This is a genomic window from Shewanella psychromarinicola (assembly GCF_003855155.1).
Classification (GTDB): domain Bacteria; phylum Pseudomonadota; class Gammaproteobacteria; order Enterobacterales; family Shewanellaceae; genus Shewanella; species Shewanella psychromarinicola.
This window is the reverse complement of record NZ_CP034073.1, coordinates 4,533,828-4,550,968: the sequence shown is the minus strand read 5'-3', so window position 1 is coordinate 4,550,968 and position 17,141 is coordinate 4,533,828. Positions and strand designations below refer to the sequence as shown.

Here is a 17,141-nt window from a genome sequence, read left to right as displayed (position 1 = left end):
GTATTACAGTTTAGGAAACCCGTATTGGGCCACTTTTTCCAGTAAAGCGCGATTGCTGGGTAAGCTTTTACTTAATGCTTGAGTGCGTTGCTGGTTGTCGTTAAAAAGTTGCTGTGCCAGTTGTTGCATTGACGGTTTAACATGAGTGGGTAACTGAGTTTGAAAACCCATGCCATACAAGACATATTGAAAACTGGCGGCCGGAAATAAAGCTTCTTTATAACTAATATCATACTGGCTTGGTACTTGGTAGCGCCATAATTCAAGTTTGGCTTGTAAACTGTCGGGTATCGATTGGTTATCGCGATGGTCGCGCCAATAGCCATCAACTTCACGTTGGCTTATTACATAATGCAGTTTCAAAAAGTCGATGATTTGTTGCCAGTGTAATTGGTAGCGATCGTTCACCCTTGCTGCGATGGTATCCATCACTTGACGGTTGGGGGGTAATTGCTGCGCTAAGGTTGAGGCTGTCCATTCAATTAACGCCAATGCTGAGGCTTCTAATGGTTCAATAAACCCTGCTGCCATGCCAATGGCAATACAATTGTTTTGCCAACACTTGGCTCGATAACCGGGATTGAAGGATAATTTACGCGGTTGAAGTTTATCGATAGTGGCTGCGTCCCCCAAATAGGTAAACAGTGTTCTCTCGGCGTCAGCGTCATTGGTATGGCTTGATGAATACACATACCCCACGCCTTTGCGTGTAGGTAGGCCTATGTCCCAAATCCAACCGTTTTGTTGCGCGGTTGAATGAGTACAAGACGCTATAGGACTGCCATCTCCTGAATAAGGTACTTGTACCGCAAGGGCGGTGTCATTAAATAATACCGCTTTTTGGCATAAAAACGGCACGTGTAAATGCTCACCCAACAACAGTGACTTAGTGCCACTGCAGTCGATAAATAATTGACCACTAATCTCGCCATTTTCTAGGGTGACCAGTTTGGCGATATCACCATTATCATGGTTAACAATATGACTGACATGATCGCGAATATGGCTTATCCCAAGTTTTTGGGTGCAATGTTCGGTCAACAGTTGGCTGAATTTTCCGGCATTAAGATGGTAGCCATAATTATTTTGAAAATGATACTGCGCCGATGAAATGGATTTTGGCGCTAACCCCAGTTGAGTTAGAACCTCTTGACTACTGACGGCTTCGGCAAAGCTGACTTGGTCTGCATGGGACAACCAAAATGGACATAAGTCGAGCTCTTGATGGCCGTGGGGTAAGCTAAAGGGATGCAAGTAACTGTCTGATTGAGCTGGATTACCTACTTGGGCGTTATGGCTAGCAGGATCACGGCGCCAATGAATAAATCGTGAACCTTGTTTAAAGCTGGCGTCGCAACGACGAATAAACTCGTTTTCATCGATGCCAATTTTACTCAAGGTTGAACGCATCGAAGGCCAAGTGCCTTCACCAACACCGATTGTGGCGACGTCGGGAGATTCTATTAAGGTAATGTTGAGCTTGGGCGAGTGGGCTAGGACACCATTATCAACATTATGCTCAGCAGCCAGTAATCCAGCGGTTATCCAACCGGCTGTACCGCCTCCAACAATGACTATTTCGGTGATTGCGTTTTGCATAATCTCTACCTACGCCTTTGGCACTATCGTTATTAATATTGTTGTTATTATTATCGTTATTTGTGTTGCAGATTTTATGATGTTCAAGTCATATCATAAGTAGAATTCAATAAAATGTAACCACTTTCAAGTATTGGTTTTTCAATCTCTGCTCAAAAGCTTGTTGAGAGCTTAGGCTGAAATAAAAATAGTAACGTCCTTGTTACTTAAGGTGTTGCAATAAAAAGAGGTGACAAAGTCTGTGCACCTCAATGACCTAAAAATAAAACGTTTTAACATTTTCCGCCTAACGCCAAGGGTATTAGGCGGAATGTCTTTTAGCGCGATGCTCTTTAGCTAAATGTCCCTTAGCTAAATACGACTTAGCGCAATATCACTAAGCTCAATGTTACTAACGTTATGGGCTTAGAAAGTATAACGAGCGCCTAAGCTATAACGTGCGCCGGTTTCGGTTAGGTTTAACACTTGCTCGCCAGCACGTCCGTGAACACGGGTGTACTCTTCAGTAATGTTAAGTCCCTCGAAGAACACGGTTAAGCCTTCTACAGATTCGATGTCGTAGCTAACAGACAAATCGATTTGTGAGTAGGCTTCAGTGTACTTAGGGTTAGCCCCCGTATCTTGACTACGCGAGTTTAAGAACTCGTCACGCCAGTTGTACGCCACACGTGCTTGGAAACCATAGTTTTCGTACACTAGTACGGCGTTAGCGGTATCACTGATGCCGATGATTGCAGATTGATCTGCTAATGAGTAATTGTTGTATGCCTCGTCACTATCAACCAAGGTATAGTTAGCAATTACACCAAAACCAGTTTCACCAAAGAAGTGCTGTACTGCTAATTCCCAACCATCAATCACTGACTTACGTGAGCTGTTGGATGGGGTGTCGACGTTAAAGCTTAATAATTCATCATTATTAGCCGCACTGCCACTGATGGTTTGATTGGCAACATCTACGGCGGCATTATCAGCAAAGTTATTGAAAATATAGTCACGAACTTCGCCTGCTTCGGTTGTACCCGTTGCTGCTACTGCTGCTTTATATAAATCACCTGATGCAGGGTTATAAATGCCGTTAGTGCTTTTAACGATGCCATTGCTGATGAAGTTTTCAGTATCTTTGCGGAAATAACCCACAGACACATAGCTTGATGGGGCGTAATACCACTCTGCTGAGAAGTCGATATTTTGCGACTCTAACGGCAGTAATGTTGGATTACCCGCTGAAGCACCACCATTAGTACGGTTAGCGAGCGTGGCTAATACAGTACCACCTTGAATGTCAGTGTAATTAGGGCGACCAATCGTTTCGCTGTAAGCCGCACGTAGCATCACATCTTCTACCACTTCAATATTGAAGTTGAAACTTGGCAGAATGTAGTCGTAATCACCTGATTTAGTTTCAAATACTTGCTCACCAGTAGGTGTTAATGCAATTTCAGTTTCGGCAATCCAATCTGCGCCATCATAGCCCGCTACTGCAGCTGTTGAGGTAACGTCAGTTTGCTCATAACGTAAGCCAAAATGCACGTCATACGGCATGCCGGCAATTTCGTTATCGTAGTTGTACTGTAGGTAAACGGCTTGTGATTCTTCTTCCGTAAAACGGTCAGTTTCAGCCGCATAATTAGTTGATGGACAGAAGCCATTTCCACAGTCACCACTTACCGAAGAGGCATAATTTGCTGCCGCGAAGTCACGAACAGAATGAAAGTCCCACATGAAAATGGTATTTAAAATATCGAAGTTACCATCAGTAAGCGAGAAATCACCGCCTGTGGCATCAAATTTGTCTTGAATCGTATCTGCTGGGAACCAAGCGTCTTCAAAGTCACCCGCCGATCCCACGCCCCCCCAATCGTTACGTTGCACGTTAACGGATTTAGAGTGATTATTGACATTGGTCAACTCAATACCAAAGTCAATGCTACCCACGTCGTCAAAGATATATTCACCGTCAAACTGATATTGATCAATTTCAGACTTATTACGCTCGTTAGTGAACACAGAACCGGTAAGAAGCATATCTGCAGGGGTGACGGCATTACCACCACCAACTGCCAGGATAGGTAAATCACCACTAAAGTCAGTAGCTGCACTCGTACGCACAAAAGCTGCGGTACTTAAGCTGTTACTTGAACCGTAAAGATTATTAGGTTTATTTTCAGCCGTTGAGTTGTGCGCATCGAATGTCAGTTTTAAGCTATCTGTCGCTTGCCACTCAATGTTAAAACCTAATGATCCACTTTCGTTACGTACGCCATAATCGCCTGCTGCCATTGATAAGTCAGCAGGTGCGTCATAAGTTTCAGAATAAATGAGTGGTGATGCAATCGGGCCATCACTCCACACGTTTTCAGATGGTACAAAGTTAAACCAAGCTGATACGTCGTTAGATTGGGTGTCGATATCGTTACGCATGTAGGTGTAATCTAAACTCGCGACGATGGTATCAATGGGGCTGTACTGTAAGACTAACTGGCCATTAGTTCGAGTACGTTGCTGTTCTTCAAAACGATAAATGGTGGTTTGTGGTACTGAGTAAATGTCGTCATCACCAGGGCGATTAACTTGGGTGTCGTCTTTTGCAACGCCGCCCCATTCACTGTTGTCTGTCGTACCGGGAAAGCTGCGCCAGCCTGTACCGACTTGCGCTTGCTGGTTACCACTTTCACGTTCTTGATAACTGGCCGATAGCGAAATACCAAATTTATCATCAGCAAACGTGTTTGAGTATAAACCTGATAACTCAGGAGTAACTGAGCCATTATCTGTTGATTGATCATCAACCGCTTTTACACCAAATGAGGCTTTTAACCCCGGCGAACTAAATGGCTTGTGGGTTAAAATATTGATAGTTGAACCAATACCACCGGTTGAGTTTGACGCTAAGCTGGTTTTATAAACTTCAACACCGCTGATACTTTCTGATGCAATGTTAGCAAAGTCAAATGAACGCGAGCCAGTGGTAACAGGCATTTGACGACCATTGAGGGTGATCAAATTATAGTCAGGGCCAAAACCACGCACCGTGACTTTACTGCCTTCACCGTTTTCACGATCAATCGACACCCCAGTGATACGCTGTAACGATTCAGCTAAGTTGGTGTCAGGAAACTTACCAATATCTTCTGCAGAAATAGAGTCTACGACTCCATTTGAAGAACGTTTGACATCCATTGATTTAATTAAACTGCCACGAATACCTGTGACCTGTAACACTTCTATGTTTTCTTCACTGGCTTCATCAGCAGCATAGGCCGGTAGCATACTGCTAACACCAAGCACTAGCGATAAACTGGTAGCAAGCTTGGTTTTGGTAAATGTTGTTGTTTTCATCTAGGAAATCCCCATTGACTAGATTCTACTTCTCTCAATATTGCGGGTTAGGCGCAAGTCGTTTTTTTAATTCTCTATCCACGCGGTAATCATTATTTATAAATAGTTGTGTTATAAAACTGCTAATGTAAGCGCTTACATAAAACTAGTGCAAAACGTGACCGCCGTCAACAAAAACAAGTTTTAATTATTACATTTCGTTAACTTCTGTGTAAGGTTTTTTATTAATATTATTTTTAATTGTTGTTTGTAAACAGTTTAATTTTTATTAAAATACGCACGCAAAAATGTAAGCGCTTTCTTTTGTTAAGCGATTTGTGAATGAAATTAGTAATAAGTTATCTGATAAATCACAAGATCAGCAGCACATTTTGTAAACTACATTCTATCGAAGGGATGCTGGCACAGGGGTGGTGGTTAATCATGCTTGAAACAGATTGAGCTTATGATATCAATCTGTTTCATTATCAGAATAGCTTAGAGTGGCTCAAGTTTTTCAATTTATGGCGCATTAATGCAACGCAAAAGAAGAACGCTTGAGTCGCTACATGAGCAGATAGTAAATACGATTGGTAAGATGGCGGATCAACTTGAAAAGGTATCAGCAACATTGACATTAAGGGCATTACAACCCTTGATAGCAGCGCATATTGTCGACAGCTCTTGAAAATGAAAGTTAATTATCGTGGTTTGTTGAAATCGCTTTAGCCGAATCACGGATAAATAACTCAGGTTGAAACGAGCTCTCAACCGTGACGTCTTTATCGTTATACACTTGCTGTAATACCCAACGAGCAGCCATTTTACCCATTTCATGGATTGGGTTATTAACGGTCGATAGCTTAGGTGAGATGTATTGTGGAAATGGAATATTATCGTAGCCGATAAATGAAATATCGTCCGGTACGCGCAAACCTCGCTCTAAACACACCGATATTGCCCCAGAGGCCATTTGATCGCTAGCACATACCACCGCAGTGATGGGTTTATTGCGTGACAGTAAATATTCCATTGCATCACTACCGCCAAATTCGCGGAAGTTACCTTCAAAGCACAATTCTGGGTCGAATGGTACTTGGTATTCTTGCAGGGCTCGTTTATGCCCTTTAAGACGATCTCTGGCATCGAGTTTGTATAATGGCCCAGAAATATAGGCGACATCTTTATGCCCAAGCGACAGGATATATTGAGTCGCCATATAACCACCAAGTTCATTTTCTAAATAAACACAACGCTCTTTAATTGATTCAATATAGCGGTTAATAAAGACCACTGGCGTTGATGCTTTGCTTAGCTTAATCAGGTACTCATCAGATACGGCTTCAATGTCTAAAATCAACGCATCACAGCCGCGACTTAATAAAAACTCAACCGCTTCTTTTTCTTGTTTTTCATCACTGTGACCGGCGGCAATAATGACATGTTTATTGGCAGTGCGAAGGGCTGTTTCGATTTCTGTCATCATTGGGCCATAATAAGGGCCATCAAGTTGTGACACTAACACTCCGACACTATTGGAACAGTTTGAGGCTAATGATTGGGCAATAGTGTTTGGGCGATAGCCCAGCGCCGCCATTGCATCGAGTACTTTTTGCTTCGTTTTATCACTGACTTTGGTGTTGTCGTTCATCACTCTGGACACTGTCGCCAGAGACACACCTGCCATCACGGATACATCGTAAATTGTTGCCATATTATTGTATTTATACCAATCAAATTAAATATTTAGTCAGATCAGAGCCGCTCAAGCATTTAAATTCAAGGCACATTGATATAAAAATGGTTATGCCGTTTTACATCAATGCAACACAGAAATGGAATACTTAAGTGCCTCCCGTAGGGCGGGTTTTAGCGTGCTTTATGCTGCGCTGAACGCTTTCGCCAGAGCGCGAGTATGACGTCAATCGTTCTCCTTGCTGACAGCGCTTTGAGTTTCCGCTAATGAGCAAATATTTAATACGATTGGTATCCAGCCAGCTTGGATCACATGGTTCCAAGACTAACATGCTTTTATTTCGCTTCTCTATTTAATTCTAAGTGAATTTGGTCCACTTTTTGATTATCTAAGGTGTACCAACGCATGACAAAAGCCACCAGTAATGAACCAATAGCAGGGTAAATGGTGAATGATAATAATATCCCTTGTTGGGTATGCTCTGTTTGGATAACATCAGCCTGATAACCATAACCAGCCAGTAACCAACCCGCGGCAGCGCCACCAATAGCGACCCCAAGTTTGATAAAGAAAATCACCGATGAATAAATCATCCCAGTAATACGCACGCCGTTTTTATATTGACCGTAATCGACTACATCAGCCATTTTGGCCCAGAGTAACGGGGTAGCCATGTTGAAGGTAAACCCCCACACAATAAACATCGCAAAAGCTAACACCACTTGGTCACTTGCAACAAAGTAGCTGATGACACACATTGCTGCCGCGATCAGCTGCAAGGTGATGTAGGCTTTTACTTTACAAAAACGCTTCGCTAACGGCTCAGCCAAAATGCAGCCAAAAATGTTACCGACCATTCCAAGGGTAATAAACAGTGTGATGGAATCTGGCATATTTAAGAAATATTTAACGTAGTAAATCGCTAAACTGGTGCGCAATACCATTCCTGATAATAAGCATACTGCCGCTATGGCTAACACACGCCATTGGTCATTCTGGAGCATGTCAGTAAAGTCTTTTTTAAAGCTTGATTGCTGATCAACGGGCGGATGTAGGCGTTCTTTGGTGCCCCAAAAGCAGACCAAAAACATCGCTACCCCCAAAATACTCATGGCAGCTATGGTCAGTTGGTAGCCTTTTGCTTGATCGCCTTTACCTAAAAACTCCACCAATGGCAAGGTTAGGCCAGACACCAATAATCCGCCCAGCATCGCAAACACAAAACGATATGATTGCACTGATACCCGTTCTTTAGGGTCGGCAGTCAATACCCCGCCTAAGGCACAGTAAGGAATGTTAATGGCGGTATAAACCATCATTAATGCCGTGTAGGTTACGAAGGCATAAATTATTTTGCCATCTTCAGACAAATCTGGGGTGGTAAAGGCAAGTACGCTGATTATTCCAAAGGGCAGGGCAAACCATAATAGGTAGGGTCTAAATTTTCCCCAACGAGTATGGGTTCGGTCAGTTAATGCACCCATTAATGGATCGGTAATGGCATCAATTAAGCGAACGGCTAAAAACATGGTGCCAACAAATGCAGGTGAAATACCGAAAATATCGGTGTAGAAAAAGGTTAAAAATAGCATTACCGTTTGGAATACAATGTTACTGGCGGTGTCCCCAAGTCCGTAGGCTACTTTTTCTCTTATACTGATCATACATGCCTCAATTATTATTTTATATTTTAAAATGATGCAACTGTTTGAATAAGATTAAGTCATTTAGATAACGACTTAATCTCCATTTTATGTTTAGTTATTTTCTTGCGCTAATAAAGTCTCGATATGCGTGTGCACTGGTTTTTAAGGTGCGCTGTTGGTTAGCATAATCGACATAGACAATACCGAAGCGTTTTAAATAACCTTCTGCCCACTCAAAATTATCCATCAAACTCCAAGCAAAGTAGCCCACAACATTAACACCTTGTTCAATGGCCTTGTTTACTGCATTTAAGTGGGCGTCATAATATTTGACTCTGTCAACATCATCTACCTTGCCATCTAGCAGTTTATCGTTCATTGCCGCACCATTTTCAGTAATGTATATCGGTGGTAATGGATAAAGCGCATGTAATGAGGTTAGCAAATCAGTAAAGGCTTGCGGATAAATTTCCCAGCCCATATCGGTTTTAGGTTTGCCAACCATGTCTACTTGGCTAAAGCCATTTTCCGCATCGGCTTTATAAACCGCGCGGGTATAGAAGTTAATCCCTAAAAAATCGATGGGTTGGGCGATAATATCAAAATCACCGTCTTCAATAATGGGTACATCTTCTGCGGCAAAATCATTGATGATGTCTGGGTAGCACCGGTCAAATAACGGTTTTATGTACCATTGATTAAAGTATTGGTCGGCTTTGTCGGCGGCTTGTACGTCTGCAACGCTGTCGGTTGCGCTATAACAAGGGGTAAAGTTAAGCACAATACCATTTTGGCTAGTTGGGCTGTTTTTTTGCAGTACCTTCATGGCTAGGCCATGTGCCAGTAATAAATGATGCGCCGATTGGCGACCATAAGCCTTTTTCGCTAATCCAGGTGCATGAACGCCAATTTCATAGCCTAAGTAAGAGCTGCAAAAAGGTTCGTTAAAGGTGGCATAGGAATACACTCTGTCACCGAACGCTTGAGTGATTTTGTCGGCGTAGTCCGCAAACTGATAGGCCGTTTGACGATTTAACCAACCACCATTATCTTCAATATGTTGCGGTAAATCCCAGTGATATAAGGTGACAAAAGGTTTAATACCGCGACGGATTAATTCATCAAGTAAGTCGGTATAAAACTGAACACCTTGTGGGTTAAGGCTGCCATCTTGGTGCATAACCCGAGGCCAGGAAATTGATAAACGGTAGGCATCAACCCCTAATGATTCAATTAAATCAATGTCTTCACGCCATAATTTAACGTGCTCGCAAGCTTGCTCACCGTTAGAGTTATCACGAATTTTACCTTTAGTGGCACAAAATGTATCCCATATACAAGGGAGGCGTGATGCCACTGCGCCTTCAATTTGAAAAGAAGCAGTCGCCACACCAAAGGTGAACGCTTTTGAATGCATTTTGGAATCGGCTGGTAACATAATTTTCATATATTTATTCACTTAGTATTGATTAATTTTGTCTATTTTTATTAATAACGTATTAGATTGAAACACCCCGAGAAAAGCCATTGTGACGTGTTAACTACACAGTAAAAATTATGCTCTAGCGTTTAAAAATCGTTGACATCAGTTATCGATATGTTAAAAATGAAAGCGCTTACATTGAGATTAGTGATTAATTATCCAAAGGTCAATAATTGATTCGGCTAATTATTATCAATGAACCAAATGCAACATTGTCGGTGTTGACCTGACGATATGGAGATTATTTTTGGTGATATTGTCACTGACGTAAGGTACTGCAACCCAACATAACGATTAACAACAATAAGGGAATGTCATGGCGACTTCGCAGCTTCAATCAGAATTAACTCAGATTAATTCAACCCATCAGCAGGGGAACTTTCGCTTTGCGTTAGTGGCGTTAACATCGTTATTTTTTATGTGGGGCTTTCTAACCTGCCTCAATGACATTTTAATCCCTTACTTAAAAAATATGTTTGACCTTAATTACACCCAAGCGATGCTGGTGCAGTTTTGCTTTTTTGGGGCCTACTTTATTGTGTCGATCCCGGCGGGTGCGCTAGTGGGTAAGATTGGTTATCAGAAAGGTATTATTACCGGATTAATTATTGCCTGTATTGGCTGTTTACTGTTTTACCCATCGGCTAGTTATGGCTCTTACAATATGTTCTTGTTTGCTTTTTTTGTATTAGCATCAGGTATTACTATTTTGCAAGTGTCAGCCAATCCTTATGTCAGTGCGTTAGGCCCTGCTGAAACGGCATCATCTCGGTTAACGTTAACCCAAGCATTTAATTCATTAGGCACTACCGTTGCGCCATTTTTCGGTAGTTGGTTAATTTTGTCGACGGTGGAGCACGACGATAAAATCACAGAAGTTGGCGAAGTGATTGGCCAGCTATCTGTTCAGCAACAAGCCAGTGCAGTACAAACGCCTTATCTTATTTTAGCGGGTGCGTTGTTTGTATTGGCATTCATTTTTATTTTGCTAAAACTGCCTTTACTGGGTAAACGAGACACTCAGTCTAGTGCAGCAGTCAAAGGCAGCGCATGGCAATATCCACATCTGGTATTGGGTGCGGTAGGTATTTTTGTTTATGTTGGTGCTGAGGTCGGTATTGGCAGTTTTTTGATCAGTTTTTTAACTCAAGATCATATTGGCGGGGTGTCTGAATCGCAGGCAGCACATTATATTGCTTACTACTTTGGTGGTGCGATGGTAGGGCGCTTTATTGGCGCTGCTGTGATGCAAAAAATTAAAGCGGGTAAGGTGCTAGCGTTTAACGCGGTATGTGCTTGTATTTTGGTTGCTGCAGCCATGTTAAGTGCTGGCACCGTTGCCATGTGGGCGTTATTGCTAGTCGGATTATGCAACTCAATTATGTTCCCCACTATTTTCAGCTTAGCGTTACATGATTTAAAACAACACACTAGCCAAGGTTCGGGCATTTTATGCTTAGCCATTGTGGGTGGCGCGGTATTGCCGTTATTTCAAGGTATGTTAGCGGACAGTATTGGCATTCAATTAGCGTTTATTGTGCCTCTTTTATGTTACGGCTTTATTGGTTATTACGGGTTGATAGGGTGTGATGCAAAACGCCCCGTGTCAACAGAAATGGCGTAAGGGAAATACAATGAAACAGACTCAATTACAGCGTGTCTCGATAGCCATAACGTCGACAAAAACCAGCTTGATTGCCTTAGGTATTTTGTTTAGCCTCAGCGGGTGCAACGACAGTCAACCCACAAATAAGCTTGCTACAGAAGCCGCTGTTATTAATGTTACCGCTGAGAACACCGCATCAAAGTCATTAGCTATTTGGCCTCAATTAACCCCAGCCATAGCAAAAGATCCAGCATTAGAAGCCAATATTGATGCATTAGTGGCCAAGATGACGCTTGAACAAAAAGTGGCCCAGATGATCCAGCCAGAGATCCGTGATATTACCGTTGAAGATATGCGTAAATATGGTTTTGGATCATATCTTAATGGTGGCGGTGCTTATCCTAATAATGACAAGCACGCGACTCCAGCAGATTGGATTGCGTTAGCTGAATCATTTTATCAAGCATCAATTGATGACAGCGTCGACGGCATTAATATTCCAACCATGTGGGGCACCGATGCCGTACACGGTCATAACAATGTTATTGGCGCGACCTTATTTCCGCATAATATTGGTTTGGGCGCCGCCAATAACCCTAAATTAATTGAAAAAATTGCTGCGATTACAGCCAAAGAAGTCATGGTAACGGGGATTGATTGGGTATTTGCTCCCACCGTTGCGGTGGTGCGTGACGATTGCTGGGGCCGGACTTACGAAGGTTATTCTGAGGACCCACAGATTGTAAAAACCTATGCTTATGCCATTGTCGAAGGCCTACAAGGCTCAGTGAAAGGCGATTTTTTATCTGATCAACATGTTATTTCAACGGTAAAACACTTTTTAGGTGATGGAGGAACTGAAAAAGGCATAGACCAGGGCGAAAACCTGGCCAGTGAACAAGACTTATATGACATACATGCACAAGGCTATGTGGGTGGACTCAATGCTGGATCACAAAGTGTTATGGCATCATTTAATAGCTGGCATGGGGTTAAAAATCATGGCAATAAATATCTATTAACAGATGTACTTAAAGATAAATTAAATTTCGATGGTTTTGTGGTAGGTGATTGGAACGGTCACGGACAAGTTGCAGGCTGTACTAATGAGTCTTGTGCGCAAGCCGTCAATGCTGGGTTAGACATCTTTATGGTGCCAACTGCAGCTTGGAAACCATTATATGAAAATACTATCGCCCAAGTTAACCGCGGCGAGATTAGTCAAGCGCGGATAGACGATGCGGTAAGCCGTATTTTGCGAGTCAAGTTTCGTGCGGGTTTGTTTGAAAAACCTAGCCCTGTCAATCGTCCGTTATCGGGTAAAACAGAATTAATTGGTCAAGCAAGTCACCGTGAAGTAGCTCGCCAAGCGGTACGAGAATCATTAGTGCTGCTTAAAAATAATCAATCATTATTGCCGCTAAAGCCGAACGTTAAGGTGTTGGTGGCAGGTGATGCTGCTGATAATATCGGTAAACAATCCGGTGGCTGGACCATTACGTGGCAGGGCACTGATAACCAAAATAGTGACTTTCCTGGTGCTACATCAATTTACGCAGGCATTGATAAATTGGTAACTCAAGCTGGTGGTAAAGCCACATTGAGTGTTGCCGGTGAATTTGACCCGCAGCAAAAACCTGATGTTGCAATAGTGGTGTTTGGAGAAGAGCCCTATGCAGAAGGTAACGGCGATATTGATAATCTAGAATATCAACGTGGCGATAAGCGTGATTTGGCGTTATTGAAAAAGCTCAAAGCACAGGGGATCCCGGTTGTATCAGTATTTATCAGCGGTCGCCCAATGTGGGTTAACTCTGAATTTAACCAGTCAGATGCGTTTGTTGCCGCGTGGCTTCCAGGATCTGAAGGCCAAGGCATAGCAGACGTGTTGTTCACTAAGCCAGATGGTAGTGTTGCTTATGATTTTGTCGGTAAATTGTCATTCTCATGGCCATCTTCGCCACAGCAAACTCAAGTTAACGTGCCATTAGCGCAAGATAACAGCGCCCAAGCCCAAGCTGACTATCAACCGCTTATTCCTTACGGCTATGGGTTAACCTATCAGTCAGCGTCAACCGATGCGGTAACCTTAGATCAGTTATCAGAAGATAATTTTTCAGCAACTCAAACACTTGAAGACTTAGCTTTATTTGAACGAGCAGTGAAATCTCCTTGGTCAATGTACATAGCAACCAATAATGAGCGACAGGGCTTATCAAGCAGCGTGGCAAACAATAGTGCACTGAATATCCGTACTATGGATCGCGTAGTGCAAGAAGATGCACGCTTAGTGTCTTTTAATGGTAGTGAACAAGGGACTGTTGGTTTAATCAGTAATTTTCCGCGCGACTTTAGAGCCTACAGCAAAGGTGATTCAGCGTTATCACTGAGCATTAAAGTGCTGCAACCAGTACAAAAGCCGTTGTGGTTAGGGTTGGCGTGTGAAGGTGATTGCCGTCAACAAGTGGATATTGCCAAGCTGGTCAATGCTAAATTAGGCGAATGGCAAGCCATCAGTGTATCGCTCAATTGCTTCGCTGGTGAGCCAATGGATTTTGCTAAACTTGTGTCGCCTTTTTATCTGGCCACGGAAGCGAAAGTTGAATTGAGCTTTAGCGATGTTGTCATCCAAGCCAAGCAAGGCGGCAATACCATTCAATGCCAGTAAAGTATTTATTATTAATGTGTTATGGGTATTTTATTACTGATAAGCCTAGCTAATCATAATTAGAATAAAGGTGATAATAGCGCTTTAATATTGACTGGCGAATGCGAGACGATGACATAGCGATATCTAGCGGTTGAATAGAAATGCAAAAATGGACTGTATTGCTTGAGTGTGACGACGCTTGGCTTAGTATCAAGCGGAGTCAATATACAGTTACTCAACAATCATACTTAGTTGTTGAAAACCGGTGCTTAGTTATTTTTGATTGAAGTGCAATCAAATGGTTATCAATCTATGATGTTAATAATGGCATAATGTCGTATCGATAGTGTGTTGATCTCTAACGTGATATGAATTTGATAAGGAATTGATTTGTCTAACATTGTATTTTCAAAAACAGACTTACAGCAAATAGTAACTCTCGCCAAACAAGCTGGCGAAGTCATTATGCAAGTTTATGCTCAAACTGATTTACAGATTGAAGTTAAACAAGATGATAGCCCGGTTACCGCGGCTGACATCGCTAGCCACAATGTGATTGTTGCCGGCCTTAAACAGCATTTTGCAGATATTGCTGTGATGAGTGAAGAAGATGCTGATATTAGTTGGGCAGAACGACAAACCTGGCAAACCTATTGGTTGATTGATCCACTGGATGGCACTAAAGAGTTTATTAAACGCAATGGTGAATTTACTGTCAATATTGCGCTGATCCACCAAGGACAAGCGATAGCCGGCGTAGTTTATGCGCCAGTATTAGGTAAATGTTATAGCGGCATTGTTGGCCAAGGTGCTTGGCTTGAGCATAACGGGCAGTTATCGATATTAGATATTCATGACCGAGCAGTGCAATCGCCGCCAATTGTAGTCGGCAGTCGTTCCCATGTTAGCCCAGATGTTGCAGCCTATTTACAACATATTGGTGAGCATCAGATGCTGAGTGTTGGTAGCTCATTGAAGTTTTGTATGGTGGCCGAAGGCCAAGCCGATGTTTATCCGAGACTAGGCCTAACCAGTGAATGGGATACTGCAGCAGCGCAAGCGGTATTGGAAAGTGCGGGTGGACGGGTTGTTGAATATCCGGCACTAACACCACTGCAATATAACCAGAAAGAAAATATTTTAAATCCGTATTTTATTGCCGCATCATCGGCATGGTTTGCCCGCAAGTAGCTGGAATCGTTTTCAGCCTTTGTTGGTCAAATATGGAGTCCCAATTAATAATCAGCAAATGGAGTGACAAGTTATGATGCGCATGGGCGTCGATCTCGGTGGTACCAAAATTGAAATAGTGGCGTTAGCCGAAGATGGTGCTGAAATTTTCAGGAAGCGCATTTCTACTCCCAAAAACTACCCTGGAACTATTGAAGCCATTGTGAGTTTAGTTGCCGATGCTGAATCGGCCACAGGACAAATAGGTTCTGTAGGTGTTGGGATCCCAGGGGTCGTGTCACCGTTTACCGGCTTGGTAAAAAACTCAAATTCAACCTGGATTAACGGTCATCCTTTAGACAAAGACTTAAGTGAAGTGCTGCACCGCGAAGTGCGTGTTGCCAATGATGCAAACTGTTTTGCGGTATCAGAAGCGGTTGACGGCGCTGCCGCCGGTAAAGGTGTTGTTTTTGGTGGCATTATCGGTACAGGTTGTGGTGCAGGCATTGCCATTAACGGCCGTGTACATGGCGGTGGTAATGGCATTGGCGGCGAATGGGGACATAATCCTCTACCTTGGATGACGGCCGATGAGTTTAATACCACCAGCTGTTTTTGTGGTAATCGTGACTGTATTGAAACCTTTATTTCGGGTACTGGCTTTGTGCGTGATTTTCGCGCCGTAGGCGGTGAAGCAACCAGTGGCATTCAAATTGCTGAAATAATGCAACAGGGTGATCCATTGGCAACAGCTGCATTTGAGCGTTATATCGATCGCTTGGCGCGTTCTCTCGCGCATGTGATTAATATGATGGACCCAGACATGATTGTACTCGGTGGCGGCGTCTCTAATATCGATGCCATTTATACCGAACTACCTAAAGTGTTACCGAAATATGTTGTTGGCCGTGAATGCGGAACCCAAGTCGTTAAGAATAAATTTGGTGCTTCTTCAGGCGTTCGCGGTGCAGCATGGCTGTGGGGCAAAGACCAGACGTAGCTTCAGTTCATTTCTGTGAGAACGAGTCTTAATTCATATCATTGAGCGTTAATCTGCTCCTTATACCAAACGGCACTTAACAAGTGCCGTTTTTGTTTACTCTATATGGTTTGTATTCGAAGCTGATAACGATAAACTAGCCGCAGTGTTAATTGATCAAGTGATATACCGATGTTTTGGCTTAAAAAAATCTTATCGCAATTAGTGATGCCGATCCCCTTTAGCATAATGTTACTTGTTATTGCTGCCATCTTGTGGCGAACCCAACGGGCCACGCTACTGCGATTTGGCCGAGTCACCTTGATCACCTCTATATTGGTGCTAGCATTAACAAGCCAATCTCAAGTGAGTTATTTTTTAGCGGATTCATTAGAATCACAGTATCAAGTTAATCATCAACCGATTACTGGCACTTGTGTTGTGATGGTATTGGGATCGGGTAATCGTGAGCAATATGGCCATACCGCAGTACAGCAACTATCGTCGACGGCACTGGCTCGATTAACCGAAGGCATTCGTCAGTTTGGTCTCGGTCAACATTGTACCTTAGTTGTCAGTGGTTGGAGTGGTGGAAACCAGCCCACAGCCCATGCGACGATTATGGCACAAGCCGCAGAAGAATTAGGGATCCCAACAGCCAATATAGTCGTATTTAATCAACCTAAAGATACCATTGAAGAAGCTTATGCACTTAAGAATATTGTTGGCTATAGACCGTTTAGGTTAGTGACGTCGGCTACGCATATGCCTAGATCTATGCAAATATTTACCTCACTGGATATGCAACCACAGCCTGCGCCCAGTGACTTTATTGCTAGGCAAAGTTATCGGTGGCGCTTAGGTGCAGATCAGTTATTAGCATCTCAAAAAGCTATCCATGAATATGTCGGCATGTTGTGGTTGCAGATCAAAGAGATAAGCTAATTCACATAATTAAAAACTATTAGGCACAAACCTATTAGCCATAAAA

At 42.8% G+C, this 17,141-nt stretch carries 11 protein-coding genes; 6 read left to right on the top strand and 5 right to left on the bottom strand.

The features are described 5' to 3' along the window. Nucleotides 1–3: 3 nt before the first annotated feature. Together EGC80_RS19790 and EGC80_RS19785 are read right to left on the bottom strand one after the other, a co-directional pair. Nucleotides 4–1,599: a tryptophan halogenase family protein gene (locus EGC80_RS19790; protein WP_124011863.1), complete on the bottom strand. Its 1,596-nt coding sequence runs from the start codon at nt 1,597–1,599 to the stop codon at nt 4–6. Between the two features lie 405 nt (nt 1,600–2,004). Beyond that, entirely contained in the window at nt 2,005–4,941 is a 2,937-nt protein-coding gene (locus tag EGC80_RS19785; protein WP_124011862.1) for a TonB-dependent receptor, read from the bottom strand. Between the two features lie 514 nt (nt 4,942–5,455). Here EGC80_RS19785 and EGC80_RS22505 point away from each other — a divergent pair. Continuing rightward, the gene (locus EGC80_RS22505; RefSeq protein WP_164839503.1) at nt 5,456–5,608 is read left to right on the top strand and encodes a hypothetical protein; all 153 of its coding nucleotides are present in this window, start codon (nt 5,456–5,458) and stop codon (nt 5,606–5,608) included. Between the two features lie 9 nt (nt 5,609–5,617). Here EGC80_RS22505 and EGC80_RS19780 read toward each other — a convergent pair whose 3' ends face one another. The 3 genes from EGC80_RS19780 to EGC80_RS19770 form a co-directional block, all read right to left on the bottom strand. Next, entirely contained in the window at nt 5,618–6,634 is a 1,017-nt protein-coding gene (locus tag EGC80_RS19780) for a LacI family DNA-binding transcriptional regulator (protein WP_124011861.1), read from the bottom strand. Nucleotides 6,635–6,951: 317 nt separating this feature from the next. Further along, nucleotides 6,952–8,280 carry a glycoside-pentoside-hexuronide (GPH):cation symporter gene (locus EGC80_RS19775; RefSeq protein WP_124011860.1) on the bottom strand — a complete coding sequence of 443 codons (1,329 nt, stop codon included), beginning with the start codon at nt 8,278–8,280 and terminating at the stop codon, nt 6,952–6,954. Nucleotides 8,281–8,377: 97 nt separating this feature from the next. Beyond that, on the bottom strand, nt 8,378–9,709 hold the full coding sequence (locus EGC80_RS19770) for a GH1 family beta-glucosidase (protein ID WP_124011859.1): 1,332 nt from the start codon (nt 9,707–9,709) through the stop codon (nt 8,378–8,380). 352 nt (nt 9,710–10,061) lie between these two features. On the opposite strand from EGC80_RS19770, the gene EGC80_RS19765 reads away from it, so the two are divergent. The 5 genes from EGC80_RS19765 (at nt 10,062) to EGC80_RS19745 (ending at nt 17,095) form a co-directional block, all read left to right on the top strand. Next, nucleotides 10,062–11,369: a sugar MFS transporter gene (locus EGC80_RS19765; RefSeq protein ID WP_124011858.1), complete on the top strand. Its 1,308-nt coding sequence runs from the start codon at nt 10,062–10,064 to the stop codon at nt 11,367–11,369. A gap of 10 nt (nt 11,370–11,379) precedes the next feature. Then, entirely contained in the window at nt 11,380–14,019 is a 2,640-nt protein-coding gene (locus EGC80_RS19760; RefSeq protein WP_124011857.1) for a glycoside hydrolase family 3 protein, read from the top strand. Between the two features lie 372 nt (nt 14,020–14,391). Next, the gene (cysQ, locus tag EGC80_RS19755; protein WP_124011856.1) at nt 14,392–15,192 is read left to right on the top strand and encodes a 3'(2'),5'-bisphosphate nucleotidase CysQ; all 801 of its coding nucleotides are present in this window, start codon (nt 14,392–14,394) and stop codon (nt 15,190–15,192) included. 73 nt (nt 15,193–15,265) lie between these two features. Then, entirely contained in the window at nt 15,266–16,171 is a 906-nt protein-coding gene (gene mak / locus EGC80_RS19750) for a fructokinase (protein WP_124011855.1), read from the top strand. Between the two features lie 171 nt (nt 16,172–16,342). Continuing rightward, nucleotides 16,343–17,095, top strand: a complete 753-nt coding sequence (locus EGC80_RS19745; protein WP_124011854.1) for an ElyC/SanA/YdcF family protein — start codon at nt 16,343–16,345, stop codon at nt 17,093–17,095. Nucleotides 17,096–17,141: the final 46 nt, after the last annotated feature.